We start from the raw sequence: 25,723 nt of genomic DNA, 5'->3' as shown, positions 1-25,723 counted from the left end.
AGTAGAATGAAATATTTAGTAACTGGCGTTGCCGGTTTTATCGGCTCTGCAGTGTCAGAGCGACTATGCGCAGCAGGCCATGAGGTTGTCGGTATTGATAACTTGAATGACTACTACGAAGTCTCTTTAAAGCATGACCGCCTTAAACGTATCGAACATGAAAATCTGACCTTTATTGAGCTGGATCTTGCTGATAGAGAGGGCATGGCGAAGCTGTTTGCTGAGCAAAAATTTGACCGTGTGATTCATTTAGCAGCGCAAGCTGGCGTTCGTTACTCAATTGATAACCCAATGGCGTATGCCGATAGCAACCTTGTCGGTCACTTAGCTATTCTTGAAGGCTGTCGCCATAATAAGGTTGAACACCTCGTTTATGCTTCATCGAGTTCCGTTTATGGCTTGAATCAAAAAATGCCATTCCATACAGCAGACAGTGTTGATCACCCGATTTCACTGTACGCCGCGACTAAGAAGTCGAATGAGTTGATGGCGCATACCTATTCTCATTTATACGACGTACCAACGACAGGTCTTCGCTTCTTTACGGTTTACGGCCCTTGGAGTCGCCCTGATATGGCGATGTTCAAGTTTGCGAATCTAATCGTAGCGGGCAAAGAAATCGACATTTATAACAACGGCGACATGATGCGTGACTTCACTTATATCGATGATATTGTTGAAGGTATTATTCGTGTTCAAGATCGTATTCCAGCCAAGCAACCAGATTGGACAGTTGAACAAGGGTCACCAGCAACCAGTTCTGCTCCGTATCGCGTGTTTAACATCGGTCATGGCAGCCCGGTTAAATTAATGGACTACATCGAAGCATTAGAAGGTGCTCTAGGTGTTGAAGCGAAAAAGAACTTCATGCCAATGCAGCCTGGTGATGTGTACGCGACTTACGCTGATACGGAAGATTTGTTTGAAGCGGTTGGCTATAAACCTCAAGTGAAGATCCAAGAAGGCGCGAAAGCTTTCGCGGATTGGTATAAAGCCTATTACTCGCTGTAGTAATTGATAAACTTTGAATAAAAAATAGCGCTCAATGAGCGCTATTTTTATAGGTAATCGCATGATTGCTTTTTAGGTATAAACATAAGCATAAAGAGAGGGGGCAATTTAATGTGAGTGTACTTTTCCTAGACCTAGAATTTTGGTCTGAACTCTTTATCTAGTACTGCAAGGTGATAAAGGTTTGTTGATAGATTAAGTGCCATACTCTTTATTTTGTTCACAATCTTCATAAAGGCGACAGAATAGTCTTTTCTACCTTTATGTTTACGACTACCGATAATTGACGGCCGTTTACTACGCTGTAATCCAGCAGAAGAAACACCAAACATGGGGTGCTTATGAATCCAAGTATTCCTTAAGAATACATCAACTGGATAATTAAAAGTTGAACTTTGTTCGATGAAAGCTTGTGCCGCTTTGGGAGATATAGCATAGCAGGCGGTTCCTTGAGGAACTTTCAAATACTTTACAAGATGCTGTGTATCGTACTTATCAACTGAATAATGTAGTCTATTCTTACTGTCTTGTAAGCGAATAAAACCACACTGCTCAATATGCTGCTCGGCGATAGTCAAAGTATTGCGAAATATATCGATATCAATATCGGCATGATCTTCGAAGACTAAAATGGGTTCATTTAACTCTATGCATTTTTGCCAAATAAGATAATGGCTTGCATAACACCCCACTTCCCCAATTGCATGCGGTCTACCCATATTGTGTAAAAAAGCTCTATCGTGAATTCTTGTTAGTAGAGGATGTTCATCGGTTCGTGCATCCACTCCGATAAAAAACTCAAAATCAACCTGAGCATCCTTAAGGGCGTTAGCTGTTGATTTTTGCCTACAATGGTTTGCTTTTAAGGTAATACAGTATGATTTCATAAAGCTATATTGATGTATTTATTCACAAGAAATTATGTTATCACTCGTTTGGCTTTTTGTAATGATTGTTCGCTTTGTTAGAGGTTATGGTTGTGACGAACCTCAAGAGTGTTCGGGGTTCGCATGATCTGATTCATCGGTTCTGCAGTGTCAGAGCTAATATTTAGGGGTCTAAATGAATTTATCTGTCTCAAAAAATAGCGCTCAATGAGCGCTATTTTTTTTCGGTGTAGGTAAAGAGAATTACTTGGCTGTCTTCAGCTTTATCTCGGCTGCCACCTTTTGTGGCACAAACTGGCTAATGTCTCCACCATGAATGGCCACCTCCCGAACTATTGTCGAAGAGAGGAATGCATACTCCTCTGAAGGTGTTAAAAATACACTTTCAAGGCCTGGAAGTAGCTTTCTGTACATGCTGGTGAGTCCAAACTCGTACTCAAAATCCATGGTTGTTCTTAGGCCTCGCACCAACACATTCGCTTGCTGCTGTTTAGCAAAATCGACCAGTAACCCCGAAAATCCTTCAACAGACACGTTAGGTAAGTGAGACACCGCATCACGTAACAACTCTACACGTTCATCTAATTCAAACATGGTTTTTTTACTTGGGCTCGCTGCTACTCCAACAGTGATATGGTCAAACATGCTAGCGGCACGAACAATGATATCAAGGTGGCCATTGGTCACCGGATCAAAAGTTCCTGGATAAATAACGTGTGTGCTCATTTTAGCTGTCCTTGCTTAATGTAGTGTTCGAACTCAGTGCTTTACTAGAGTTTAAGGCCTTATCGAGTTGCTGCTTTACCATATCGAGTGTGATGTCTTTCATCAGATCATCGCCTTTAGCACGGGTTCCCCATGGAAGGTCTGCGACTGGTTTACCTTGTTGTGCTTCTACGTGCTGTTGATAAACACTCACTACGATATCGAGATCGTTGTAAGGTCCTGTTCTACGAGGATCGCTGTGCGCGTACAAGCCGATTACAGGCGTTGACTGCGTAGTTGCCAAGTGGGCTGGGCCAGTATCAGGTGCCAATACCACCGTTGCATGTTTCAGTACGGCAGTCAGTTGCTTCAAGTTCGTTTTGCCAATCAAGTTGGTTACTGGCGACTGGCATAATTTTTCGATGTCGCTACCAAGGTTAACTTCTCTTGGTGCCGGAGAACCACATAACACCACTTGCATGCCTTGTTCGACAGCATAATCAGCAATAGCTGCATATCGCTCAGTTAACCAATTGCGTGAATCTTTGCTTGCAGCTGGGGAGATAACCAAGGTCGGCTTGTCTGCCATGGTGCTAATTGCGAGTTGTTCATCTTCAGGTGTTAAAGGGATATCCCATTGAGGCTTATCGAAGGGGACACCAATGTAGCGAGCAAATTCGGCAAAGTTATCCAACACATGAAACTTATCTGAAATAGGTAGATGGTGGTTGGTAAAGAGTGACTGCATTTCACGAGTACGGTTTTTGCCAAATCCCACTTTGCACTTCGCCTTTATCCCCCAAGATAGCACGCTGGCTCTGAGTGCGGCTTGCATATGCAGAAGTGCATCAAATTTACGATCAGATAGCTGACGCCATAATTCACGCATTCCTTTGAAGCCTTGTTTCTTATCGAAAACAATCACCTCAATACCGGGTAGATCACCGATCAGCATGGCTTCTATTTTGCCCGTTATCCAAGTGATTTTCGTTTCAGGCCACTGCTTCTGGATGGCTTGAACCACAGAAATAGCATGACAAACATCGCCAATCGCGGAGAGGCGAAGTATGCAAAGAGATTGAGGTGCAGTTGAGAACAGTGACATAAAGTGCCCGAAAAAAGTGAATAACATCAGAATTATGCAGATACTCGCATTAGTTGTAAAATAGCAATGACGAAAAGCGACCCAAAGGCCTCATAGATGGAAACGATTAGCACCAAGAACCAAACAATTTGGTACGACCCTGAACTTTTGGCTCAGGTACCAGAGGGCGATATCGCTCAGATCTTTGAGGCTGAATATTGGCAGCAACAAGACGCCATTTCAGGCAGTGCTCAAGGACGCGGTACCACATGGTTCATCCAGCTTGATGGAATACAGGCCGCATTGCGCCATTATCGCCGTGGCGGATTGTTTGGGAAGCTCGTCGAAGACCAATATCGCTTCTCTGATTGGGAAAGCACGCGCTGTGCGATGGAGCTTAATGTTCTCAAGGCATTGGCAAACGCAGGTGTGAATGTACCGAAGCCCATTGCTGCTAGAGCCATTAAAAGCGGACTACTTTATCGAGCGGACTTAATGTCTGAACGAATTCCCAATGCCAAAGATCTGGTTGATGTCTTGGTCAATAGCCCGATAGATGCGGATATTTATCGTCGAATTGGGCAAGAGGTACGCAAGATGCACGATGCTGGGGTTAATCATACCGATCTCAACATTCATAATATCTTGCTTGATGACTCGCAAAACGTGTGGATCATTGACTTTGATAAGTGTGGTCATCAAGCGGGTGATGACTGGAAAGAAGACAACTTGAATCGCTTAAAGCGCTCGTTCTTAAAAGAAGTGAACAAGCGCCAGATTCAATGGCAAGAGCCGGATTGGGAACTGTTATTGCAAGGCTACCAAGGTTAGTTGCTGTTAGTTAAGAGTGGTGACTAGCTAAGAAGGCCATTAGCTAAGAATGGTCATTAATTAAGAATGTATACCAAGGTTTTATCCAACGCCCCTCGATTCTGTTCAACCACTTGATAAGCCGCTAAGCCTTTAGTTTTACGCAGTTCTGATTGTTTGAACAGTTGTTGGAGTTGGCCAGCGATATCTTGGCTATTTTGACAAATAGTGACGGCTTGAGCTTCAAGCAGTTTGTCTGTGATCTCGCTGAAGTTAAAATAGCTAGGGCCATTGAGTAAAGGTAACTGCAGTGCCGCAGGCTCTAGAAGATTATGGCCACCTACCTTATCGCCCACAAGGCTCCCTCCCATAAAGCACACATCAGATCCGCCGAGTAATACCAACATTTCTCCCATCGTATCCGCAATATAAACTTCAACATTAGAGGTGATTGGTTGCTGACTCGTTCGAGTGATAGTCTTGAAGCCGTGCTCTTGAGCTAGCTCAGACACTTGGTTAAATCTCTCTGGGTGACGAGGCACAATCATCAGCAAGGTATTCGGATTGTCTTTAAGGAGCTGTTTATGAGCGTCTAAGACAATTTCATCTTCGCCTTGATGAGTGCTGGCTGCTATCCACACACAGCGTTCAAAGCCAATTTGTTCACGTAACGCTTTGCCTTTTGATACTTGTTCAGCTGAAACTTCAATATCAAACTTGATCGACCCAGTCACATGCACAGATGCTTTATCTAACCCTAATCGTATAAAACGCTCAGCATCACTTGGGTATTGGCAAAGTACTTGAGAGAGATTTTTGGCTAAGAGATCAAAAACGGCTTGGAATTTAGCATAACGCTGGCACGAGCGTTCAGATAGGCGAGCGTTGAGTACCGAAATGGGGATTCCAGCTTTCGCGACGCAGTGCAGTGTGTTTGGCCATAACTCGGTTTCCATGATTAACATCTGTTTAGGCTGAACAGTCTTCAAAAAACCTCGAATACACCAAGAAAAATCAATCGGCATGTAGCGATGCTCGACTAAATCACCGAGTTTTTCTATCTGCTCTGCACCCGTGCTGGTTGTCGTGGTAACGATAATGGCTTGGTTTGGATTGCGTCGCTTCAGTTGCTTGATGATCGGTACGGCGGCAATCGATTCACCAACCGATACTGCGTGAATCCAGATAGGATTCTTACCTTGAGTTTGCGGTGTGATCCCGAAATGTTCTTTCCAACGCTGACCAAAACTTGGCTTTCCAGGTTTGCTCTTATAAAGCCCATACAGCAGTAGCGGAGAAGCTAATGACAATATGAGAGTATAGATAAGTCGTATAAGCATAAGAACAGTGACACCAGAAGGTAAAATCAATATTCAGAAGAGTATTTTCTTCAATCTCGAAAGTAAAGAGCGTTATAATTAAATGCTTAGTTGCGCTTTTAAACGGACATGGTGAATTTTATCTCATCGCTTATGCAAACCGATCAAACCTATCGTTTCTTGCTCTACGTCGAGCAAAATTATTCATTTGCTATTCTTCGCCCATTCTACGATTACGCGAAGCAACTCGGCCATGAGGTTAAGTGGTTGCTTGTTGGTGAAGACGCTTCTGAACATCTTTTACTGGATCAAGAGCAGAGCGTCTCTTTGACAGAAGCTATTGCCTTTAATCCTTCTGCCGTTCTAGTGCCCGGTGATCGTGTTCCAGCGTTTATTCCAGGGTTAAAGGTACAAGTATTTCATGGTTTGAACGAGAGCAAACGTGGGAACTTATACCCTGAACGTGGTCTATTTGATTTGTATTGCACCGAAGGCCATGAAAGAACAAGCTCGCTTGAGCCGCTAGCTAAGCAGCGCGGCTATTTTCAAGTTAAAGAGACCGGGTGGCTGAAGCTCGATAGCTTGTTTAATTATCAAGCTAGTGAGAACCGTCATGAGAGACCTCAAATTCTGTTCGCTTCCACTTTTTCGCCAAGCTTATCGTGTGCAGAGTTGGTTTATGAAGAGCTTAAGCGCCTCAGTCAATTGAGTCAGTGGCAATGGTTAGTGACTCTTCATCCGAAAATGAATCAAGAGACGAGAGCGAAATATCAAGCACTGGAAGGGGATAACCTTCTCTTTTTCGATAATGACCGAGTGATTGAAATGCAACATCGTGCTGATGTTATGGTGTGTGACAACTCATCGATATTTCAGGAATTCTTGTTGCTCAATAAGCCTGTTGTCACTGTAAATAATCGAGACCCTCAAGCAAGCTTTATTAACATTACTCAAGCCGAGCAATTAGAGTCAGCAATTAAGCAAGCAATGCTACCTGATGAAGAAAGAGATAACGCTATCGCTCATTACGGCCCGTCAATAACACCATATTTAGATGGGCAATCCTCAGCGAGAGTTCTGAGTGCTATTACTGATGTGCTAGAAAGCGGCTGGCAAGATAACAAGCCAAAAAATTGGATTCGTAACTTTAAAATCCGTAAATCATTAAACTATTGGAAATTCTAGGGCTGAATAATGAGAAAACATACCCTGTCTGTCATTGTTATTACCAAGAATGAAGAAGACCGAATTGAAACTTGCCTTAAATCTGTTGTTGATATTGCCGATGAACTGATTGTTTTAGACAGTGGCTCAACAGATGCAACCGTTGAAATATGCCAAAAATATACAGATAACGTGACAATCACAGATTGGCCTGGCTTTGGTAAGCAAAAACAGCGAGCGCTAGATAAAGCGACGTGTGATTGGGTGCTATCAATTGATGCTGACGAAGCTCTCGATAAAGAGATGAGCGACGCTCTTGTTGAACTATTAAAACAAGATCAAATCAAACACACTGCGTACAAATTGCCTTGGGGAGTGACTCTTTATGGCACGACTCTAAAACATGGCCGCAGTGCTCGTGCAGTATTAAGACTGTTTAAGAGAGAAGGCTCTCGATATACGTTAGACGAGGTTCACGAGACCGTCGTTCCTGAGCAAGGCTCTACAGGAGTACTGAAGGGGTTTCTTCTTCATTACACCCATCGCGATTATGGTCATGGTTTAGACAAAGCAGCGCAGTACGCTTGGCTTGGATCGCAAAAGTACCATCGCAAAGGTAAGAAATCACACGGCTTATTTTTAGCTTTATTACGTGCAATATGGACGTTCTTCCTTGTGTATATCATTCGCCGTGGCTTTATGGATGGCAGTGTCGGCTTCATTATGGCGATGACTTACGCTCAAGTGAATTTCAATAAATACGTCGGTTTGTGGATTCTTGAAAACCGCTCAGATGACCGCTCAAACGACCAAGCCAAATAGGAACCGAGAGATGAAGATTTTAGTTTGTGCATCTTACTTACATGCATGGAATAGTTTGCGTCCAGAAGCTGCGATTTTTATAGAGCTTGCGCGTCAAGGTCACCAAGTCACTATCATGACCCAAGGTGAGTCTGAGCATGTATCAAAGCTAGAAGAGTGCGGTATTCGAGTCGTTGATGGTTACCCAAAGCGTAAAGTTTGTTTTGACACCATTAAAAAGATTCGCCACGAGCTGAAAACGCATGATTACGACATCTGCTATGCTTTCAACTCAAAAACGATACCTAATGCGGCGTTTGCCTGTATTGGCTTTAAGGTTAAATTAGTCGTTTATCGAGGCACTACTGGAGGTTTATATCGACATGATCCAAGTGCTTATCTAACACAGCTACATCCTCGTGTAGATGGCATAGTTTGTGTTTCTGAAGCGGTTCGACAAGATGTGGTGAAGCGTGTTTGGAAGAACAAAGATAACGTTGTTACCATATACAAAGGGCATGAATTGGATTGGTATAAAGTACCACCAACCGAGCGTTCTGAATTTGGTTTGAATGAAGATGATGTCGTCGCGATTACTGCAGCGCACGTAAGGCCAAGTAAGGGCATCTCTATCTTACTTGAGGCGACCAAATACATTACTGCACCGAACTTCCATTTGATCTTAGCGGGCAGCGGCTACGAGCCTCATTTTGATGAGATGAAAGCAAGTCCTATGAGTGAGCGCATTCACTACATTGGTCATCGTACTGACATCCCTTCAATCATGTGTATGGCTGATTTTCAAGTTCAGCCATCGATTAGCGGAGAAGGGCTACCACGCACGATTGTCGAAGCGATGGCAAATGGCACAACCTCAGTAGTGACAACTACCGGTGGCGCTCCTGAACTCGTTGTAGATGGCGAGACTGGTTATATTGTCCCGACTGGTGACGCCAAGGCGTTAGGGGAGGCTATGGACAAGCTCGCACAAGATAAGGCAAAGTGCACAACAATGAGTGAAGCGGCTAAGAAGCGCCTAGATGAAAGCTTTAGTTCACGAGTGACAGTGAAGAAGCATTTGGAGTTTTTTGAGAAACTACTAGCCAGGTAGTTAGAAATTAATTTGAATTTAAAATTCTGAGTCTACAGACTAAGAATATAAAAGACATAATAGAGTAGTTGAATATGCTAAATAACAAAACAGTATTAATTACAGGTGGCACAGGTTCATTTGGTAAACAGTTCATTAAAACGATTTTAGAACGTTACCAAGATGTAAAGAAAATCATCATTTTTTCTCGTGATGAACTAAAACAGTTTGAAATCAAGCAACAATACCCAGCTAAGGATTTCCCTCAACTGCGCTTCTTTATTGGCGATGTGCGTGATCGTAATCGTATGATTCAAGCGTGTGAAGATGTTGATGTCATTATCCACGCCGCTGCGATCAAACAAGTAGACACTGCTGAGTACAACCCGACTGAATGTATTCGCACCAATATTGATGGCGCAGAGAATGTGATTAGTGCAGCTCTTGCGTGTGGTGTGAAAGATGTCGTTGCTCTCTCGACCGATAAGGCATGTGCACCAATTAACTTATATGGTGCTACGAAACTTGCATCGGATAAGCTATTTGCCGCTGCGAACAATATTAAAGGCTCAAAAGACATTCGTTTCAGTGTCGTACGTTACGGCAATGTTATGGGCTCTCGTGGTTCAGTTATTCCATTCTTTATGCAGAAAAAAGAAGAAGGTGTACTGCCAATTACACATGAAGAGATGACGCGTTTTAATATTTCTCTTCAAGATGGCGTGAATATGGTCATGTATGCACTTGAAAACCATTTGGGTGGTGAGATCTTTATTCCTAAGATCCCTTCGTACAAAATTCTAGACATCGCTGAAGCTATTGCGCCGGGCATGGCAACGAAGGTTGTTGGCATTCGCCCAGGAGAAAAACTTCATGAAGAAATGATCACTGATACTGATTCTCTCAATACGATTGATTTAGGTCGTTATTACGCGATCCTTCCTTCTGTCTCTTTTACATACACAGAAGATGAGTACATGAATCACCATAAGGCTGAGAAAGTGCCTTTTGGTTTTAAATACAACTCAGGCACCAATACTGAGTGGGAAACGATTGAAGGTCTACGTGACCTAATCAAAGAACATGTTGATCCTAAATTTACAGTGTGAGTAGAACAGTGATTCCATACGGCAAGCAAGATATCAGTCAGCAAGACATTGATAGTGTAGTTGATGTCCTTAAATCTGATTTTCTAACTCAGGGGCCACAAGTTCCTGCGTTTGAAAAAGCGTTAACAGAACATACTGGTGCTCAGTATGCGTTAGCAGTGAATAGTGCAACCTCGGCTCTGCATATCGCTTGTTTGGCTTTAGGTTTGGGGGAAGGTGACTGGTTGTGGACAACGCCTGTTACTTTTGTTGCGTCTGCAAACTGTGGTCTTTATTGCGGAGCTAAAGTGGACTTTGTTGATATTGATTCAGCAACTTATAACATGTGCCCTAAAAAGCTAGAGCAAAAGCTAATTACTGCTAAAGCTACAGGAACTCTACCTAAAATCGTAGTTCCTGTTCACTTATGTGGTCAGCCTTGTGATATGGAATCCATTGCTAAGCTAGCCAAAGAATATGGCTTTAAAGTCATTGAAGATGCTTCTCATGCTATTGGTGGTCAATATCATGAACAACCAATCGGTAATTGTAAGTATTCTGATATTACAGTGTTCAGTTTTCACCCTGTAAAAATTGTCACAACGGCTGAAGGTGGTGCTGCATTAACGAACCAGAAAGAGCTAGCGGATAAAATGGCTCTCTTGCGCAGTCATGGTATTACACGAGATCCTGAAATGATGACGGAAGCTTCTCATGGTGGCTGGTATTACCAACAGGTTGATTTAGGTTTCAACTACCGCATGACAGAACTTCAAGCGGCGTTGGGTGTCACGCAAATGCAACGTCTTGATGAATTTGTTGCGGCGCGCCATGTGTTGTCTAAGCGTTATAATCAAATGTTATCTGAATTACCCTTGGTACTTCCTTATCAACTTGAAAACACATACTCAGGTTTGCATTTATTCGTAATTCGTTTGAAGTTGGATGAGATATCATTAACTCATAAACAAGTGTTTGACGCCCTGCGTGAAAATGGTATCGGTGTTAATTTGCATTACATTCCTGTGCATACTCAGCCATATTACCAAGCTATGGGCTTTACTGAAGGGGAATTCCCTGAGTCAGAACGCTACTATCAAGAAGCCATCTCACTGCCAATGTTCCATGGAATGACGGAAGAACAGCAAAATACCGTTGTTCGTGTAGTAACTGAAATTTTGACAGGTAAATAATGAACGTTGCTATTATTCCTGCACGTGGTGGCAGCAAGCGTATTCCTCGTAAAAATATAAAGCACTTTCATGGCAAACCTATGATCGCTTACTCAATCGAGGCTGCACTTGCTTCGGATTGTTTTGATAAGGTTATTGTCTCTACTGATGATGCTGAGATAGCCGAGGTAGCGATAAAGTATGGTGCTGAAGTGCCATTTTTACGGCCTTCAAATATCTCCGATGACTACGCTACCACTATGGATGTGATACACCATGCAATAACTTGGTGCGCTAATAATGGCTGGGATATTGGTGATGTTTGTTGTTTGTACGCCACTGCTCCGTTTGTTTTACCTGAAGATCTTCAGAAAGGCTACGAGCTACTTAGAGGAAATAGTGTGCAATTTACATTTGGTGCCACATCGTTTCCTTTTCCGATTCAGCGTGCAATTAAGCTTGATGAGCAAGGCTATGTTTCGATGTTTTCGCCTGAGAACGAACAGGTAAGATCACAAGACTTGGAAGAAGCGTATCACGATGCTGGCCAGTTTTATTGGGGTCGTAAAGATGCTTTCCTGAATAAACTATCGGTGTTTTCCAGCCACTCTAAGGCCGTGCTCTTGCCGAGAAAACGCGTTCAAGATATTGATACCCAAGAAGACTGGGAACTGGCTGAATCTCTTTTTTCAGCATTGAGGTTAGGATAAATAATGAAGGTTACCTTCCGAGTGGATGCGTCACTATTTATCGGTAGTGGCCACGTCATGCGCTGTTTGGTGCTTGCTGATATATTAAAAAGCAAAGGTTTTTCTGTATGCTTTGCTTGTCTGCCTCAGCCTGGGGACATGATTACATATATCCGTGATAGAGGCTTTGACGTATTAGAGCTGACTCCCTCTTGTCTACAAATGACTCCCTCCCATAGCGCTGATTATAAAGCTTGGCTTCAACGTAGCGTTGAAGAAGATGCAAATGACTTTCTATCTAAAGTTGATTCTTCCGAGTGGGTGATTGTGGATCACTATGCGCTGGACCATGAATGGGAAAGTATCATTATAGGTAAGCTGTCATGCGCTATTTTATCGATTGATGACCTTAACCGTGAACACTGTAGTGATATTATTCTCGACCAAAACCTATGGCCGAACATTTCAAAAAGATATTCGGATTGTTCTGCTACCAAGCTCCTTGGTCCTGAATATGCTCTTTTAAGAGAGAGCTTTTCAACATTGCGGGATTCGCCCCGAGATTCAATATCCAATCAACTCTTAGTCTTTTTTGGTGGAACAGATCCTACAAATGAGTGCGAGAAGTTTATTCTTGCAGCAAATGAGTTTAAGAGGCTCCCGTTTAATACTATTTTGATCACGGGGAGAATCAACCCTCGTTTTGATGCTTTGATAAAGCTTAATCAAAAGAGCAATGTTTCTATATACAAAAATTTAGAGAGTTTTGATTTATCTTTAAGTAATAGCAAATATGCAATTGGCGCCTCAGGAGTAAGTAACTGGGAGCGTTTTTGTCTCAGAGTTCCAGCCTCGATAGTTTCCGTAGCGGAGAATCAAGTAATACTGTCAAATTACTTGTCAGATTTAGGGTTTGTTGAATACTTAGGTGAAGGTATAACGACGAGTACCGATACTTATGCACTTGAGCTAGCGCGTTTATGTGAAAGGTGGGATGACATCAAACCTTTTAGTGATTTTGAAGTTGATGGCTTCGGTGCGAATAAGGTCGTTCAAACAATGGAGAGCTTTTGTCGTGAAACAAAGAGTGATTAAATTTAGGCCAATTGAAGAAAGTGATTTAGAAGAAATTCTTGCTTGGAGAAACTCTCCAGATGTTAGAAAAAATATGTACACCTCTCATGAAATCACTATGGATGAGCACAAGTCATGGTTTTCTAGCATGTGCAAGGATAGTTCAAAAGAATATTTTCTAGCAGAGTTAAATGGAGAGCCAGCAGGGGTTGTTGGATTTACTGATATAAATCGAATTCCTGGAATCGCTTCTTGGGCATTCTATGCGTCGCCCAACGCGGTAAGAGGTACCGGATCTTTGATGGAATATCGGGCCCTAGAGCACGCATTTACTGAATTAGGTTTGCACAAATTACGCTGTGAGGTTTTAGGCTTCAATCAACCAGTAGTGAAATTACACTCCAAATTTGGCTTTAAAGTTGAAGGTACTCATCGAGATGCTTTCTTCAATGGGACTGAATATCACGATGTAGTACATTTGGGTATCTTTTCACATGAGTGGAAAGATATTAGAAACCTTATGAAAGATAAATTGAGAGTATACGAAGAAAATGAATAAAAACATATACATCGATAATCGAGAAATTGGTCCTAATTGTCCTCCATATATTATTGCTGAGCTTTCTGCTAACCATAATGGTGATATAAACCGAGCTTTTCAGATTATGGAAGAAGCAAAAAAAGCAGGTGCTGATGCGATTAAACTTCAAACCTATACCCATGAAACTATCACTATGGATAGTGACTCGGAAGAGTTTCAAATTCATGGTGGTTTATGGGATGGCCAAACTCTGTATGAGTTGTATAAAGAAGCGCATATGCCTTGGGAATGGCATAAGCCTTTGTTTGAAAAAGCAAAAGAGTTAGGTATTACGATATTTAGTTCACCATTTGATTTTACCGCTGTAGATTTATTAGAGGAGCTAGACGCTCCCGCATACAAAATAGCATCTTTCGAAGTGGTTGATTTACCTCTGATTAAGCGTGTTGCTCAAACGGGTAAGCCGATGATTATTTCAACCGGAATGGCCAACGAGGAAGAGATTGCAGAAGCAATAAAAACAGCGCGAGATAATGGGTGTAAGGAATTGGTTGTATTGCATTGTGTAAGCGGTTATCCAGCCCCTGCAGAACAATATAACTTAAAGACGATTGCCGATATCGCAGAGCGGTTTGACGTTTTATCTGGCCTTTCTGATCACACTATCGACAATGCTACCGCCGTTGCTTCGGTTACTCTAGGCGCATGTTTGATTGAAAAACATGTCACAATGGATCGTAACGGGGGCGGTGCAGATGATAGCTTTTCTCTTGAGCCTCATGAATTAGCTGCATTATGTAAAGACACGAAAACGGCTTGGCAAGCGATGGGGCAAGTGAACTACGAAAGAACAGAAGCTGAAAAAGGTAATGTTAAGTTCCGTCGCTCTTTATATGTAGTAAAAGACATCGCGAAAGGTGAGTTATTGACGCCTGAAAATGTTCGTAGTATCCGACCTGGGTTTGGTTTAGCGCCAAGATACTACGAAGACGTTATAGGAAAAAAAGCGTTATCCAATATAGAAGCAGGAACCCCTTTAGCTTTTGAATTATTTGAATAAAATATTATGTCATTTGAGATAGCTGGGTAGAGATTATCTCTCGAAGGCTATCTTTGTTTATTTCTAATTTACTTATGATATCTACAAAGTTAGAAACTTCACTATCAGGAATTAGTTTATATATATTACAATACTCTTCCATACCAATACCTGCTGAAGAGTTAATAGATATTATGTTAACAGTGTCTGTGCTAGAGAGTAAATAAAGCTCTAAAGGCTGTTTATTCGATAAGAAAGTTACACCCTTTTCTTTAAAAGATAAATAATCTGATTCATTTTCTTTCGGATGTAATTTTAAAACTGGTTCAAATCCTTCACTTCTACTTTTCGATATTATCAAATCATAAATTTCATGAAAGAAACCGTTATCAATAAGCTTTCCCTTCAATATATTGAATGTTGGCTGCGTGGCGATGATGAGTGTCTTTTTATCTAAGCTATAAGATTTGTTAAATCTAAAGCAGCGCTGAATATTTGAAGTATATGTTTTGTTTTTGGATAGTACTAATTTTTTTCCCTTATGTAATACGGATTTAGGTAGTTTTTCTGGATGTATCGCATAGATATCATCACATTGCTTCATCTCACCAAATACATAATACTTAGGGTCTCTGTTTGATAGGTAACGTAGTAGTTGCTTTGGTTTAGAGCTTACTTTATGCTCAACATAATTCCCCATACCATCTTCAATCATAGAGTATGAACTTGACAATAATCTGAATAATCTAGACATTTTATTGTTTTCATTATAAAGGTAAAGTTTTTTTATTGTGCAGGAAAAGTCCAAATTGTTATCGTATTCTTTTATTAACGATGTTAACGAATTCTTTATGTTGTTATTTATGGATAATCCGCGAAGTGAACAGAATAAAATGTACTTACCTAAAAAACCGTTTTTTTTAATATGCTTAACTAATAATTTTCTACTCACCAACACTAGCTCTATGTTTTTAGGTAATACACTAGTATCTATGGATTTTGGATCAACATCTTGATAATCATAGAAGAAAATTATTTTCGATAATGTATTGCTGTCTGAACTCTGTGACTTATACAGGCTAAATAACAGGTGTCGGACTGTTGAGCAGATATATAAGTCCATTACTTTTCCTTTTCGAGTTTTATTTTATTTATTAGTATTATAGATGTAAATAAGTAGAGGAAGTATGTCCCTGGATGCGACAGAGGTATATAGCTTAATCCTGCTATAAATATAAATATGGGCATGATTATTAATAAATATGAATAATCTGATTTTATATTTTTAATGCCATAAATAAATGGAATTAAAAGAGTGCCAATATAAAGAAACAATCCTAGGAACCCATATTTTACAGTTCTATCCACTATGCTGTTATGGAAGTTTTTATTATCAAAATTAGCTAATGAACGCCTTACTGTTCCTTCTTTATACATATCTTTTATCATTTTTAAATGTGCATCTTGTCCTAACCCTATCCAAGACGGATTATCTTTTATGATGTTGTAGCCTACTATCCAAAGTTGAATTCTTATTCCCCAAGATGTGTCTAAATTTCCAGAGTTTAAGAGTTTTACTTCTTGTACCGACCGTTCAATTCGACTTTCTATAATAGGGTAGCTTAATATAATTACGCTTGTGAATAACAACAAGCTTGTACAAGCAAGCTTCCAGTTTCTTTTTTTTATAAAGATAAGAGAAATGATTGTTATATATGTTGCGATTAAAGCTAACCACGTCCCTCTTGTGTCAACCAATATGACGTTCATGCTCAGTAAAATAAAGCTGAATGTAGAAAGAAAGGAAAGTAATTTACTCCTGCTTATATAGCAGAGGTAAAGCGTTATGATAGATAATAATCCAATGAAATTAGAGTAAGGAATAGGGTTTAATGGGAGTTTCATCTTCCCTAACTCCTCAAATTCTATAATGTTCATGGTTTGGTAAGATATGTATATAGAGCTTAGAGTAGTTATATATATTAAAAAACGGTAACGAATTGACTTGGGAAAGGATATTGTTGAATATAGTAGTGTGCTAATGAGGACCCTTATCTCAGAAGAACTATAACCATTATAATAATACTTAAACGAAGCATAAGCCGTAGATATCAATATCAATATCAATATAATTATATTGTTGTATTCTATTTTTATATTGTCAATTTTTACTAGGCTACATAATATCTTGGTTATTAAAGATATTATGATTAGAGCTACCAGGATTTTATCTCCATTATGGATGATAAAAAGGCCGCTAACGGCCCAATAAATTGGAAGCAAGTGTATAAATTGCATTATTTGTCGAAACATATTATTTGTACGGGTTTATATTACTATCAGGACGAGTCTTAAGCAGCCTTAAGATCCACATATATTGGTCTGGGTTTTTGCTCACGTAATTTTCAATACATTGGTTCATCATACGTGCGTCCTCTTCTTCGCTTCCTGTTGGGAAGGGTAGAGCAGGGTAGAAGTCCAGGGCGTATTGGCCTGTACTGCTATCGTATTGAGCAAACAAGGGCACAATTTTAGCTTTACTTAGTTTTGATAGGCGACCAAGGCCTGAGATAGTTGCTTTTTGAGTCGCGAAAAAGTCAACGAAGACACTGTGCTCACGGCCAAGATCTTCATCAGGGAGATAGTAACCCAGGTACCCATCACGTACCGACTTGATGAAAGGTTTGATACCACCACTGCGATCATAAACACGACCGCCGTATTGCACGCGCTGTCGGTGCATTAGCCAGTCACTGAGTTTGTTTTTTTGTGCTTTCGCCATCGCAGATACAGGTAAATTGCGTGAAGCTAATAATACCGCTGGGATATCGATAGCCCATGTGTGTGGCACCAGCAAGATCACATTCTCGCCACTGTCTGTAATATCGGTTAGGTTGCTCAGGCCGTTTATCGAAGTGTTATTCTCTAGCCAAGTTTTACTCTTGAGTGTCAGTGAAGCAAATCCCATCAAAAATGAGATGGAAGTAACGTATGACTGATAGAGAGTCTCTTCGCGCTCTTCGATAGATTGCTCAGGGAAACACATCTCAAGGTTAACTCGAGCCCGGCGGTTAGCCTTATTCTTAATTTTTACAGCTTGCTTAGCCATAAACTTAGCTAATGCTAAACGAATGCTGTTAGGTAAGAAGCAGACTAAAGACGATAACAAAACAGCAATCCAAGTTCCCCAGTATTTAGGTGCTAGAAAACCCCATTCAAATTCAGGGTTGTAAGCTTTTGGATCAAAATCATTGCGTTGTGTGGTCATTCATTCACTACATTATTTAAATCAGAGAGTTAACTTAATATCGGTCACTCTGGGAATGATTATATTCGTTAGACATTCCCAATAATACACGCTAAAAGTAGGGTGTATTATTGGTCCTAATCTGAAATATACCGTTAAGCGTTTACGATCTTCATGTACTCAGCAACGCCATCGGCTACTGCTTTAAACTCGATATCGCAACCTGTATCGCGAAGCTTCGTTAGGTCTGCTTGAGTGAATTCTTGGTAAGCACCTTTTAAATGCTCAGGGAAAGGAATCGTTTCGATTTCGCCTTTACCATGGTGCTTGATAACTGCCTTGGCGACTTCTTCAAACGACTCAGCATTGCCAGTACCTAGATTAAAGAGGCCTGATACCCCATTCTCTAAGAACCACAAGTTTACAGCCGCGACATCACCCACATACACAAAATCACGCTTAAAGGTTTCGCTACCTGCGAACAATTTCGGGTTTTCACCGGCATTCATTTGGTTGTTTAGGTGGAAAGCGACAGAGGCCATGCTGCCTTTGTGTTGCTCGCGTGGACCATAAACATTGAAGTAACGAAACCCTACGATTTGCGAAAGCGTTTCGTTGTGTGCTGCTGCATCCGCGGTTAAGCGACGAACGTAGTTATCAAATTGTTGTTTTGAATAGCCGTAGACATTCAATGCACCTTCGTACTCTCGCTCTTCGATGAAAGTGTCGGTCTCACCGTAAGTTGCAGCTGAAGAGGCATACAAGAAAGGAATTTCACGCTCAACACAGTAATGAAGTAGCTCTTTTGAGTATTCATAGTTGTTGAGCATCATGTATTTGCCATCCCACTCAGTGGTAGCAGAGCATGCTCCTTCATGGAAAACAGCTTCAATATGACCAAAATCATCACCGGCCATGACTTGAGTTAGGAAGTCATCACGATCCATGTAATCCGTGATGTCTAGGTCTACAAGGTTCTTAAATTTCTTACCATCTTTTAAGTTGTCGACGACTAGAATATCGTTGTGGCCCGCTTCATTAAGCGCCTTAACAATATTGCTGCCAATCATGCCAGCACCACCCGTTACGATAATCATAATTTTCTAACTCTTTTGAATACAAAACTGTCACGAGTATAGCAAGGAATGGATAAAGCGGGCTAGTGGAATAATTCCCCAACCAGAGTATGATACGGCAAGCTAAGTTATAAATTATGTTGAGTTAATTACTCAAAACTATAGGTATTATCATGAAGATTGCAGTAGCCGGTACAGGGTATGTGGGTCTATCAAACGCTATGCTTTTGGCACAACATCATGAAGTCATTGCGGTAGATATCATCGATGAAAAAGTGGCAATGCTAAACAATAAGCAGTCACCGATTGTAGACAATGAGATTGAGCACTTTCTATCAAATAAGACGCTGAACTTCATGGCAACAACGGATAAAGCCGCTTACAAAAATGCTGAATTTGTCATCATTGCTACACCTACCGATTATGACCCTAAAAACAATTATTTTGATACCAGCTCTGTAGAATCTGTCATCAAAGACGTCATGGAGATCAATCCTGATGCGGTGATGGTTATTAAATCAACGGTGCCGGTTGGCTATACCGAGCGTATTAAGCAAGAGCTGAACTGCGAAAACGTCATGTTCTCACCGGAGTTTTTGCGTGAAGGCAAGGCCCTGTACGACAATCTACACCCATCACGTATTATCGTTGGTGAATGTTCTGAACGCGCTAAAGTGTTTGCGAATCTTCTTGTGGAAGGTGCGGAAAAAGAAAACATCGACGTACTGTTTACTCACTCAACGGAAGCAGAAGCAGTAAAGTTATTCTCAAATACTTATCTAGCGATGCGAGTTTCTTATTTCAATGAGCTTGATTCTTACGCGGAAGCGCATGGCTTGGATTCTCGTCAGATCATCGAAGGTGTTGGCTTAGACCCTCGTATCGGCAATCATTACAACAACCCTTCATTTGGTTACGGTGGTTATTGCTTACCAAAAGACACCAAGCAACTATTAGCAAACTATCAAGATGTACCAAACAACATTGTGGGTGCGATTGTAGATGCAAACCGTACCCGAAAAGACTTCATTGCGGATTCAATTATTAAGCGCTCGCCTAAAATTGTCGGTATTTATCGTTTGATCATGAAGGCGGGCTCTGACAATTTCCGTGCTTCTTCCATCCAAGGGATCATGAAGCGTTTAAAAGCCAAAGGCATCGAAGTCGTCGTGTATGAGCCGGTATTGGAAGAAGAGCATTTCTTTAACTCTAAAGTTTATTCTGACCTTGAAGAGTTTAAAACCGTATCGGATGTGATTGTATCTAACAGAATGGTAGAAGAAATCGCAGACGTAGCAGATAAGGTGTACACACGAGACCTGTTTGGCAGCGATTGATTACAGTAGCGATTGATTGTACGAGTGATTAAGATTAATGACACGAGCGATTAATGACACGAGCGATTAATGACAGCTGTGACTGATCAAAGGTGTGACGGTTGAAGGTGAATTTTAGCATTTGCTAATTCGACCAGATGTTAACAGCTCGATCTATCCGTTTAGTGGCGATATACTGAACCTCTAAACGGATAGGGACACTTATTACCAATGAAAACACGTGACAAGATTGTTTATGCTGCTCTAGAGCTTTTTAATGAGCACGGCGAGCGCAGTATTACGACCAATCATATTGCTGAGCATATCGAAATTAGCCCTGGTAATCTCTACTACCACTTCCGCAACAAACAAGAAATTGTCCGTGATATCTTTACTCTCTATTCGACAGAGTTGCTTGAAAGGTTCACACCGATTCAAGGGCAACAAGAAAGCCTCACGCTACTCAAGCGCTACCTAGATTCTATATTCACGCTGATGTGGAAGTACCGATTCTTCTATGCGAACCTACCTGAAATACTGTCTCGTGATGAAAAGCTCCACCTTGATTACATGGCCGTACAAGAAAAGCTGCAAACCAACCTTGTGGGTATCATGCGAGCCTTCGTTGAGTTGAACTTGCTCAAGGCAACAGATGCAGAAATGAAGTCGATGGTGACGTCTCTTCACTTGATTGCATCAGGTTGGTTGGCGTATCAATCTGCGATGTCTCCAAAAGCTCAAATTACCGAGCAAGTGGTTCATCAAGGAATGCTGCAGATGATCGCGACGGTTAAACCGATTGCGACAGCTCAAGGTTTTGAGCAGCTGACATTATTGGAAGATGGTGTAAGGGCGTTGAACTCTAAATAGAAAGAGACGAGTAAGCGATATACGGGATTCGAAGAAAGATACTCGCATCCCGTATCTGCTCTTTATCGAACCAACCAGCTCTTTGGATTCTGAGCTTGGCTGTTTCTACGAATTTCAAAGTACAATGATGGGCGTGTTTGGCCGCCAGTGTCACCTGCAAGCGCGATGGCTTCACCCGCTTTAACCTTGTCACCTTCTTTCTTCAGTAGTGCTTGGTTAAAGCCATAGAGCGTCATATCACCTTTACCATGGTCGAGAAGAACCACTAAACCATAGCCTCGCAGATACTCGGAAAATACCACCGTACCTGAGTAAACGGATTTTACCTGCTGACCGTACTTGGCGTTGATCACCATGCCTTTCCAGTTAATTTGCCCCGTTTGACGTGAACCGTAGTTATGTAGAACTTTATCTTTGATCGGCCAAGGTAGCTTACCTTTACGTTTTGCTAGGCCATCCATCGGTACTGCATTACGTCGTTCTCGAGCCGCTTTTTCTGCTTTTGCTATTTCAGCTTTCAGGCGAGTTTCATTTCGCTGAAGTTCAGCCAAGTAATTTTTGTCGCCAGAAATATTCTTCTTAATGCTGCCAACGGTTTTCTTACGTTGTGTTTGAGTCTGAGACAACTTGTCACGCTTGGTGGTTTGCTGTTTTAACAATGTTGCGATTTGTTCTTGCTCGAGTTGACGCTGTTTGTGGCTTTCTTCTAATTCGAGTTGCGTCTGTTCAATCGTTTTAATGGTTGCGGAGCGAGCTTTGGCAAGGTGCTGGTAATAATGACTGATGCGATCTTCTTCTACACCGGTGTTGAGAATGTGAGAAGAAGCCTTAGCTCGACTCGTCATGTAGTAAGTCTGAATGAGCTGCTCTAACTTGTCTGTCTGGACTTTTTTCTGTGCAGTGAGCGCTTTAATCTTTGTGTCTAAATTAGCAATATTAGCATTAGCGGTATTGAGCTGCTTTTTACTGTCTAGAATCGCTTTTTCAAGTGAAGCGATGGACAGCTCCTGCTTCTTGAGGTTTGCCTGTAGGCTATCGAGTTTCTTTTGCTGGGAAGAGAGCGCTTTCTGTTGACGAGAGATTTCGCTTGATACGCCTTTCAGTTCACCTTGAGATGCAGCAAATGATGATGAAGACAAAAGAGCAACACCAAGGCTGGCAGATATCAAAAGAACAGTGCTCATTGATTGAACGGGTTTCATCATTATCGTCATTTTGCTCTTATTAATAATCAGCATCTGCTGCGAGTCTTTTCGCATCTCGGCTATCGGTTATTTGTCGGATCCCGAATCTGCCCTTAAATCCCATCACCATGGATGAAGTTCTGAGAACGACCGTTAAACCCCTGATCCATGTCTAAAGATGGCTTGTCAGTTTTCGGTTTTCCAACAATTTTTGCAGGAACACCAGCGACAGTCGTATGAGGCGGAACGGCTTGAAGAACCACAGAGCAAGAACCAATTTTCGCGCCTTCACCCACTTCAATATTGCCAAGTATTTTAGCGCCGGCACCGATCATTACACCTTCTCGGATCTTAGGGTGACGATCGCCACCTTCTTTACCCGTACCACCTAAAGTCACGTCTTGAAGGATAGATACATCATTTTCAACTACGGCTGTTTCACCAATCACGATACCGGTGGCGTGGTCGAGCATGATCGCTTTACCGATACGAGCGGCTGGGTGAATATCCACTTGGCAAGCAACCGAAATTTGGTTCTGTAGGTAAGTAGCAAGAGCAATACGCCCTTGCTTCCATAGCCAGTTAGCCACTCGGTAACCTTGCAAAGCGTGGTAGCCTTTCAGATAAAGCAGAGGCATCGAGTACATCTCGACCGCAGGATCTCGATTTACCGTCGCACAGATATCACAAGCAGCCGCATCAATAATCGATTGATCTTGCTTGAATGCTTGTTCAACCACCTCACGCACCGCCATTGCGGGCATTGAAGCCGTCTTTAGCTTATTGGCTAGGATATAACTTAATGCAGCGCCTAAGCTTTCGTGGTTGATAATGGTGGCATGGTAAAAACTCGCAAGCATAGGTTCTTGCTCTGACTGCTGTCGAGCTTCCTTCACAATGCATTGCCAAACCTTTTGCTGTTCACAGTGTTTCATTTTTCCATCCATTTTATCTATTTCATTCCACGACTTAATAAGCGATGTTATCGCTCTGACTTCTTGTCTCGAGCAAGCAGATCTTGTGCCGCTAAGTGGGCATCTTTCCCTTGATACAGCACTTGATAGATTTGTTCAACAATTGGCATCTCAACACCCATACGTTCGGATAGTAACCAAACTTCTTTAGTGTTGCGATAGCCTTCGACCACTTGGCCGATCTCTTCTTGTGCAGTATCGACGTCTTTACCTGAACCTAAAGCCAATCCAAAACGACGGTTACGTGATTGGTTATCAGTACAGGTTAGTACTAGATCGCCCAGCCCTGCCATACCCATAAAGGTTTCGGGTTGTGCACCCAGTGCAGCGCCTAAGCGACTCATTTCAGCTAAACCACGCGTGATCAGTGCAGTACGAGCATTGGCACCAAAACCAATGCCATCCGACATGCCTGCGCCAATTGCGATAACATTTTTCACCGCGCCGCCAAGTTGCATGCCGATGAAATCTGAGTTTGCGTATACGCGGAATGTTTTACCGCAGTGAATCTTCTCTTGCAGCTCTTCTAAGAATACTTCATCTGGTGAAGCGACAGAGATAGCCGTTGGCATGCCCATCGCTAACTCTTTGGCAAAAGTAGGCCCTGATAGAACCGCTAGCGAGTACCCATCACCCAGCACATCGTGCGCGACATCTTTAAGTAAGCGGCCTGTTTCTGGCTCTAGGCCTTTGGTCGCCCAACAGATGCGAGAATCTGTACCTAAGTAAGGTTTCAGGCTGTTTAGAACAATACCAAACACGTGGCTAGGCACAACAACGAGAAGGTCACGACTTGCTGTTATTGCTTTCTCAAGATCGGATTCGATGATTAGGCTTTCTGGAAAGTCGATATTTGGCAGGAACTCATTATTAGCACGCTCAGATTCAAGACGAGCCATATGAACAGGGTCGTGTCCCCAAAGAACAACATTGGCACCGTTACGCGCTAGAGATATCGCTAAAGAGGTTCCGTAAGAACCGGCGCCTACCACTGTCATCGCAATGTCTTTACCGTAAGCGCTGTCTTTACCGTAAGCGTCTGCCGTGTTAGTCGGGCGAGTTGTGTCTGTCATGCTTCCACCTAAAAATAATGAGGGAAATCGAAGAGTTTTGGAGAAACTCTTTACTAAGAAGAAAAAGCGCTCTACCAAAGTACAGTGTAAATAAAAAATGCACATCGCAGAAGCTGCGATGTGCATTTAAAACTAATTATTTCACAAAAACTAGCTATCGAATAAAAGGCAATCTTCTAATAGAAATAGCCGTTTGTTGGCCGTTCGTTTATTAGTTATTTATTGGTCATTTATTCGCTAAGCGTTAAGACTATATTGAGACTTAAGCTTGTTCGCCTTCAGCTTGTTGAGCTTGGTTTTGTAGGTAGTTCATGAACAAAGCATCAAAGTTTACTGGAGCTAGGTTCAGTTGTGGGAACGTACCTTTAACCACTAGGCTAGAAATTGTTTCACGCGCGTATGGGAACAGGATGTTCGGGCAGAATGCACCTAGGCAATGTGCCAGTTGACCAGCTTCCATTTCGCTTGCAGAGAAAATACCGCCTTGTTGAACTTCACAAAGGAATGCTGTGTCTTCTGCATTCTTAACAGTAACAGTTAGACGTAGGATAACTTCGTAAACGCCTTCGCCAAGCTCACGGCTTTGAGTGTCTAGGTCCAGTTTTACATCTGGGTTCCACTCTTTTTGAAACATATCTGGAGAGTTTGGCGCTTCGAAAGAGACGTCTTTTAGGAAAATACGTTGGATTGCGAAGTTCTGTTGTGCGTCTTGTTGTGCTGCTTCAGCCATTTTCTTGTCCTTAAAAATTTATAATTAGGCTCTGTTCATCATATCAGTCGAACAAAGCCCTAAAGTAATATCGTTTTACTCGGCCAGCTTATTTCTTACCTTTAACTAAAGGAAGGTTAGCTTCGCTCCAAGCCACTAAGCCGCTTTTCAGCACGCTTACGTTTTCGAAACCTGCTTTAACCAGCAAGTTCGCGCTTTCTTGAGCGGTTTGACCCGTCTTGCATACTACGATGATTGGGTCTGCTTTGTGACTTTCAAGGCTACCAAAGTTATTTGCTTTGATATCTGACGGTAAAATGTGAACTGCGTCAGTAATATGGCCTTTCTTGAACTCATCCTTAGTACGAATATCAACCACAACACCGTTTTCGCGGTTAATCATGTGTGTGGTTTGCGCTGCCGTGATCTCTTTATAAGCTGCGTTTGATGTCTTGATAACGTTCGCAATGATGGCAACAACCAAGCCGATCCATACGATGGCTAAAATCATATTCTCTTGAACAAATGGAACTAACTCTTGCATATCTTGAACTCTTATTCGTTATTGAGCGAAAAACTATAGGTCAGGAGTATAGCGAAGTTTAGTTTTTTGTATAGAGAGCTTAAAAGGATTCTACCGCTTAGTTGTGCATGCCGTTAGGATGTTTGGGGTGTATCAAACATGATGTACAAATATTCATAAAGAATGAGCTAAGGATACTTTAGAACTTTTATCTGAATATAAAGCTGAATGCTATCCTAAAGCTACTTGAACGGTAAAGTGGTAGTTAATCGAATTG

The 25,723-nt window shown here is 41.7% G+C and carries 26 protein-coding genes; 13 read left to right on the top strand and 13 right to left on the bottom strand.

All coding sequences use genetic code 11. The features are described 5' to 3' along the window. The first annotated feature begins 6 nt into the window (after positions 1-6). The gene (locus SJY39_RS20145) at positions 7-1,011 is read left to right on the top strand and encodes an NAD-dependent epimerase (RefSeq protein WP_010433784.1); all 1,005 of its coding nucleotides are present in this window, start codon (positions 7-9) and stop codon (positions 1,009-1,011) included. A gap of 134 nt (positions 1,012-1,145) precedes the next feature. On the opposite strand, the gene SJY39_RS20140 is transcribed toward SJY39_RS20145, so the two are convergent. The 3 genes from SJY39_RS20140 to SJY39_RS20130 all read right to left on the bottom strand — a co-directional run bounded on the left by SJY39_RS20140 (position 1,146) and on the right by SJY39_RS20130 (position 3,708). Then, positions 1,146-1,898, bottom strand: coding sequence for a glycosyltransferase family 25 protein (locus SJY39_RS20140; protein ID WP_016792613.1), 753 nt, complete (start codon positions 1,896-1,898; stop codon positions 1,146-1,148). Positions 1,899-2,141: 243 nt separating this feature from the next. After that, positions 2,142-2,624 carry a pantetheine-phosphate adenylyltransferase gene (coaD, locus tag SJY39_RS20135; protein ID WP_010433787.1) on the bottom strand — a complete coding sequence of 161 codons (483 nt, stop codon included), beginning with the start codon at positions 2,622-2,624 and terminating at the stop codon, positions 2,142-2,144. Between the two features lies 1 nt (position 2,625). Further along, the gene (locus SJY39_RS20130) at positions 2,626-3,708 is read right to left on the bottom strand and encodes a glycosyltransferase family 9 protein (protein WP_016792612.1); all 1,083 of its coding nucleotides are present in this window, start codon (positions 3,706-3,708) and stop codon (positions 2,626-2,628) included. A gap of 96 nt (positions 3,709-3,804) precedes the next feature. On the opposite strand from SJY39_RS20130, the gene SJY39_RS20125 reads away from it, so the two are divergent. Next, entirely contained in the window at positions 3,805-4,518 is a 714-nt protein-coding gene (locus tag SJY39_RS20125) for a 3-deoxy-D-manno-octulosonic acid kinase (RefSeq protein WP_016792882.1), read from the top strand. A gap of 56 nt (positions 4,519-4,574) precedes the next feature. Here SJY39_RS20125 and waaA read toward each other — a convergent pair whose 3' ends face one another. Further along, positions 4,575-5,837, bottom strand: a complete 1,263-nt coding sequence (waaA, locus tag SJY39_RS20120; RefSeq protein ID WP_102467409.1) for a lipid IV(A) 3-deoxy-D-manno-octulosonic acid transferase — start codon at positions 5,835-5,837, stop codon at positions 4,575-4,577. Between the two features lie 132 nt (positions 5,838-5,969). On the opposite strand from waaA, the gene SJY39_RS20115 reads away from it, so the two are divergent. The 9 genes from SJY39_RS20115 (at position 5,970) to pseI (ending at position 14,495) form a co-directional block, all read left to right on the top strand. Continuing rightward, positions 5,970-7,001 carry a CDP-glycerol--glycerophosphate glycerophosphotransferase gene (locus tag SJY39_RS20115; protein WP_010433799.1) on the top strand — a complete coding sequence of 344 codons (1,032 nt, stop codon included), beginning with the start codon at positions 5,970-5,972 and terminating at the stop codon, positions 6,999-7,001. Positions 7,002-7,010: 9 nt separating this feature from the next. Then, positions 7,011-7,802: a glycosyltransferase family 2 protein gene (locus SJY39_RS20110; RefSeq protein ID WP_010433802.1), complete on the top strand. Its 792-nt coding sequence runs from the start codon at positions 7,011-7,013 to the stop codon at positions 7,800-7,802. A 10-nt stretch (positions 7,803-7,812) separates the two neighbouring features. Next, complete coding sequence (locus SJY39_RS20105) at positions 7,813-8,892, top strand: glycosyltransferase family 4 protein (RefSeq protein ID WP_016789205.1); 1,080 nt, start codon at positions 7,813-7,815, stop codon at positions 8,890-8,892. A 74-nt stretch (positions 8,893-8,966) separates the two neighbouring features. Further along, positions 8,967-9,980 (top strand): UDP-N-acetylglucosamine 4,6-dehydratase (inverting), encoded by a 1,014-nt coding sequence (gene pseB, locus SJY39_RS20100; protein ID WP_016768944.1) that lies wholly within the window; start codon positions 8,967-8,969, stop codon positions 9,978-9,980. Continuing rightward, positions 9,977-11,152, top strand: coding sequence for a UDP-4-amino-4,6-dideoxy-N-acetyl-beta-L-altrosamine transaminase (gene pseC / locus SJY39_RS20095; protein WP_016789204.1), 1,176 nt, complete (start codon positions 9,977-9,979; stop codon positions 11,150-11,152). The genes pseB and pseC overlap by 4 nt, the downstream gene beginning before the upstream one ends. After that, positions 11,152-11,841: a pseudaminic acid cytidylyltransferase gene (pseF, locus tag SJY39_RS20090; RefSeq protein ID WP_016789203.1), complete on the top strand. Its 690-nt coding sequence runs from the start codon at positions 11,152-11,154 to the stop codon at positions 11,839-11,841. Before pseC ends, pseF begins: the two co-directional genes overlap by 1 nt. A 3-nt stretch (positions 11,842-11,844) precedes the next feature. Continuing rightward, on the top strand, positions 11,845-12,915 hold the full coding sequence (gene pseG, locus SJY39_RS20085; RefSeq protein ID WP_016789202.1) for a UDP-2,4-diacetamido-2,4,6-trideoxy-beta-L-altropyranose hydrolase: 1,071 nt from the start codon (positions 11,845-11,847) through the stop codon (positions 12,913-12,915). Further along, positions 12,896-13,453 (top strand): UDP-4-amino-4,6-dideoxy-N-acetyl-beta-L-altrosamine N-acetyltransferase, encoded by a 558-nt coding sequence (gene pseH / locus SJY39_RS20080; RefSeq protein ID WP_016789201.1) that lies wholly within the window; start codon positions 12,896-12,898, stop codon positions 13,451-13,453. Before pseG ends, pseH begins: the two co-directional genes overlap by 20 nt. Next, complete coding sequence (gene pseI, locus SJY39_RS20075; protein ID WP_016789200.1) at positions 13,446-14,495, top strand: pseudaminic acid synthase; 1,050 nt, start codon at positions 13,446-13,448, stop codon at positions 14,493-14,495. Before pseH ends, pseI begins: the two co-directional genes overlap by 8 nt. 4 nt (positions 14,496-14,499) lie before the next feature. Here pseI and SJY39_RS20070 read toward each other — a convergent pair whose 3' ends face one another. The 4 genes from SJY39_RS20070 to rfaD all read right to left on the bottom strand — a co-directional run bounded on the left by SJY39_RS20070 (position 14,500) and on the right by rfaD (position 18,818). Beyond that, a complete protein-coding gene (locus tag SJY39_RS20070) occupies positions 14,500-15,597 on the bottom strand; it encodes a hypothetical protein (protein WP_349662819.1) in 1,098 nt (365 codons plus the stop codon). Further along, positions 15,597-16,379: an O-antigen ligase gene (locus SJY39_RS20065; protein WP_231576284.1), complete on the bottom strand. Its 783-nt coding sequence runs from the start codon at positions 16,377-16,379 to the stop codon at positions 15,597-15,599. Before SJY39_RS20065 ends, SJY39_RS20070 begins: the two co-directional genes overlap by 1 nt. A gap of 409 nt (positions 16,380-16,788) precedes the next feature. Then, positions 16,789-17,742: a lauroyl-Kdo(2)-lipid IV(A) myristoyltransferase gene (gene lpxM / locus SJY39_RS20060; protein ID WP_065100870.1), complete on the bottom strand. Its 954-nt coding sequence runs from the start codon at positions 17,740-17,742 to the stop codon at positions 16,789-16,791. A gap of 134 nt (positions 17,743-17,876) precedes the next feature. Beyond that, positions 17,877-18,818 carry an ADP-glyceromanno-heptose 6-epimerase gene (gene rfaD / locus SJY39_RS20055; RefSeq protein WP_372264224.1) on the bottom strand — a complete coding sequence of 314 codons (942 nt, stop codon included), beginning with the start codon at positions 18,816-18,818 and terminating at the stop codon, positions 17,877-17,879. 152 nt (positions 18,819-18,970) lie between these two features. Here rfaD and SJY39_RS20050 point away from each other — a divergent pair, with 152 nt between their 5' ends. Together SJY39_RS20050 and SJY39_RS20045 are read left to right on the top strand one after the other, a co-directional pair. Further along, a complete protein-coding gene (locus tag SJY39_RS20050; RefSeq protein WP_010433826.1) occupies positions 18,971-20,134 on the top strand; it encodes a nucleotide sugar dehydrogenase in 1,164 nt (387 codons plus the stop codon). Positions 20,135-20,344: 210 nt separating this feature from the next. Continuing rightward, the gene (locus tag SJY39_RS20045) at positions 20,345-20,983 is read left to right on the top strand and encodes a TetR/AcrR family transcriptional regulator (protein ID WP_010433829.1); all 639 of its coding nucleotides are present in this window, start codon (positions 20,345-20,347) and stop codon (positions 20,981-20,983) included. 62 nt (positions 20,984-21,045) lie between these two features. Here the strand turns inward: SJY39_RS20045 and SJY39_RS20040 are convergent, their stop codons facing one another. From SJY39_RS20040 to SJY39_RS20020, 5 genes are all read right to left on the bottom strand, one after another. Further along, positions 21,046-22,197 (bottom strand): murein hydrolase activator EnvC, encoded by a 1,152-nt coding sequence (locus tag SJY39_RS20040; RefSeq protein WP_265575842.1) that lies wholly within the window; start codon positions 22,195-22,197, stop codon positions 21,046-21,048. Between the two features lie 83 nt (positions 22,198-22,280). After that, positions 22,281-23,102, bottom strand: coding sequence for a serine O-acetyltransferase (gene cysE, locus SJY39_RS20035; RefSeq protein WP_009847961.1), 822 nt, complete (start codon positions 23,100-23,102; stop codon positions 22,281-22,283). A gap of 47 nt (positions 23,103-23,149) precedes the next feature. Beyond that, positions 23,150-24,214 (bottom strand): NAD(P)H-dependent glycerol-3-phosphate dehydrogenase, encoded by a 1,065-nt coding sequence (gene gpsA, locus SJY39_RS20030; RefSeq protein WP_371980075.1) that lies wholly within the window; start codon positions 24,212-24,214, stop codon positions 23,150-23,152. A 262-nt stretch (positions 24,215-24,476) separates the two neighbouring features. After that, positions 24,477-24,944, bottom strand: a complete 468-nt coding sequence (secB, locus tag SJY39_RS20025) for a protein-export chaperone SecB (protein WP_009847959.1) — start codon at positions 24,942-24,944, stop codon at positions 24,477-24,479. A gap of 88 nt (positions 24,945-25,032) precedes the next feature. Next, positions 25,033-25,467: a rhodanese-like domain-containing protein gene (locus SJY39_RS20020; protein ID WP_010433842.1), complete on the bottom strand. Its 435-nt coding sequence runs from the start codon at positions 25,465-25,467 to the stop codon at positions 25,033-25,035. Positions 25,468-25,723 lie beyond the last annotated feature (256 nt).

Origin of the sequence: Vibrio sp. R78045 (assembly GCF_042466085.1) — a bacterium.
GTDB classification, from domain to species: Bacteria; Pseudomonadota; Gammaproteobacteria; order Enterobacterales; family Vibrionaceae; genus Vibrio; species Vibrio cyclitrophicus.
The sequence above is the reverse complement of the archived record's forward strand: the minus strand, read 5'-3'. Positions and strand labels throughout refer to the sequence as shown.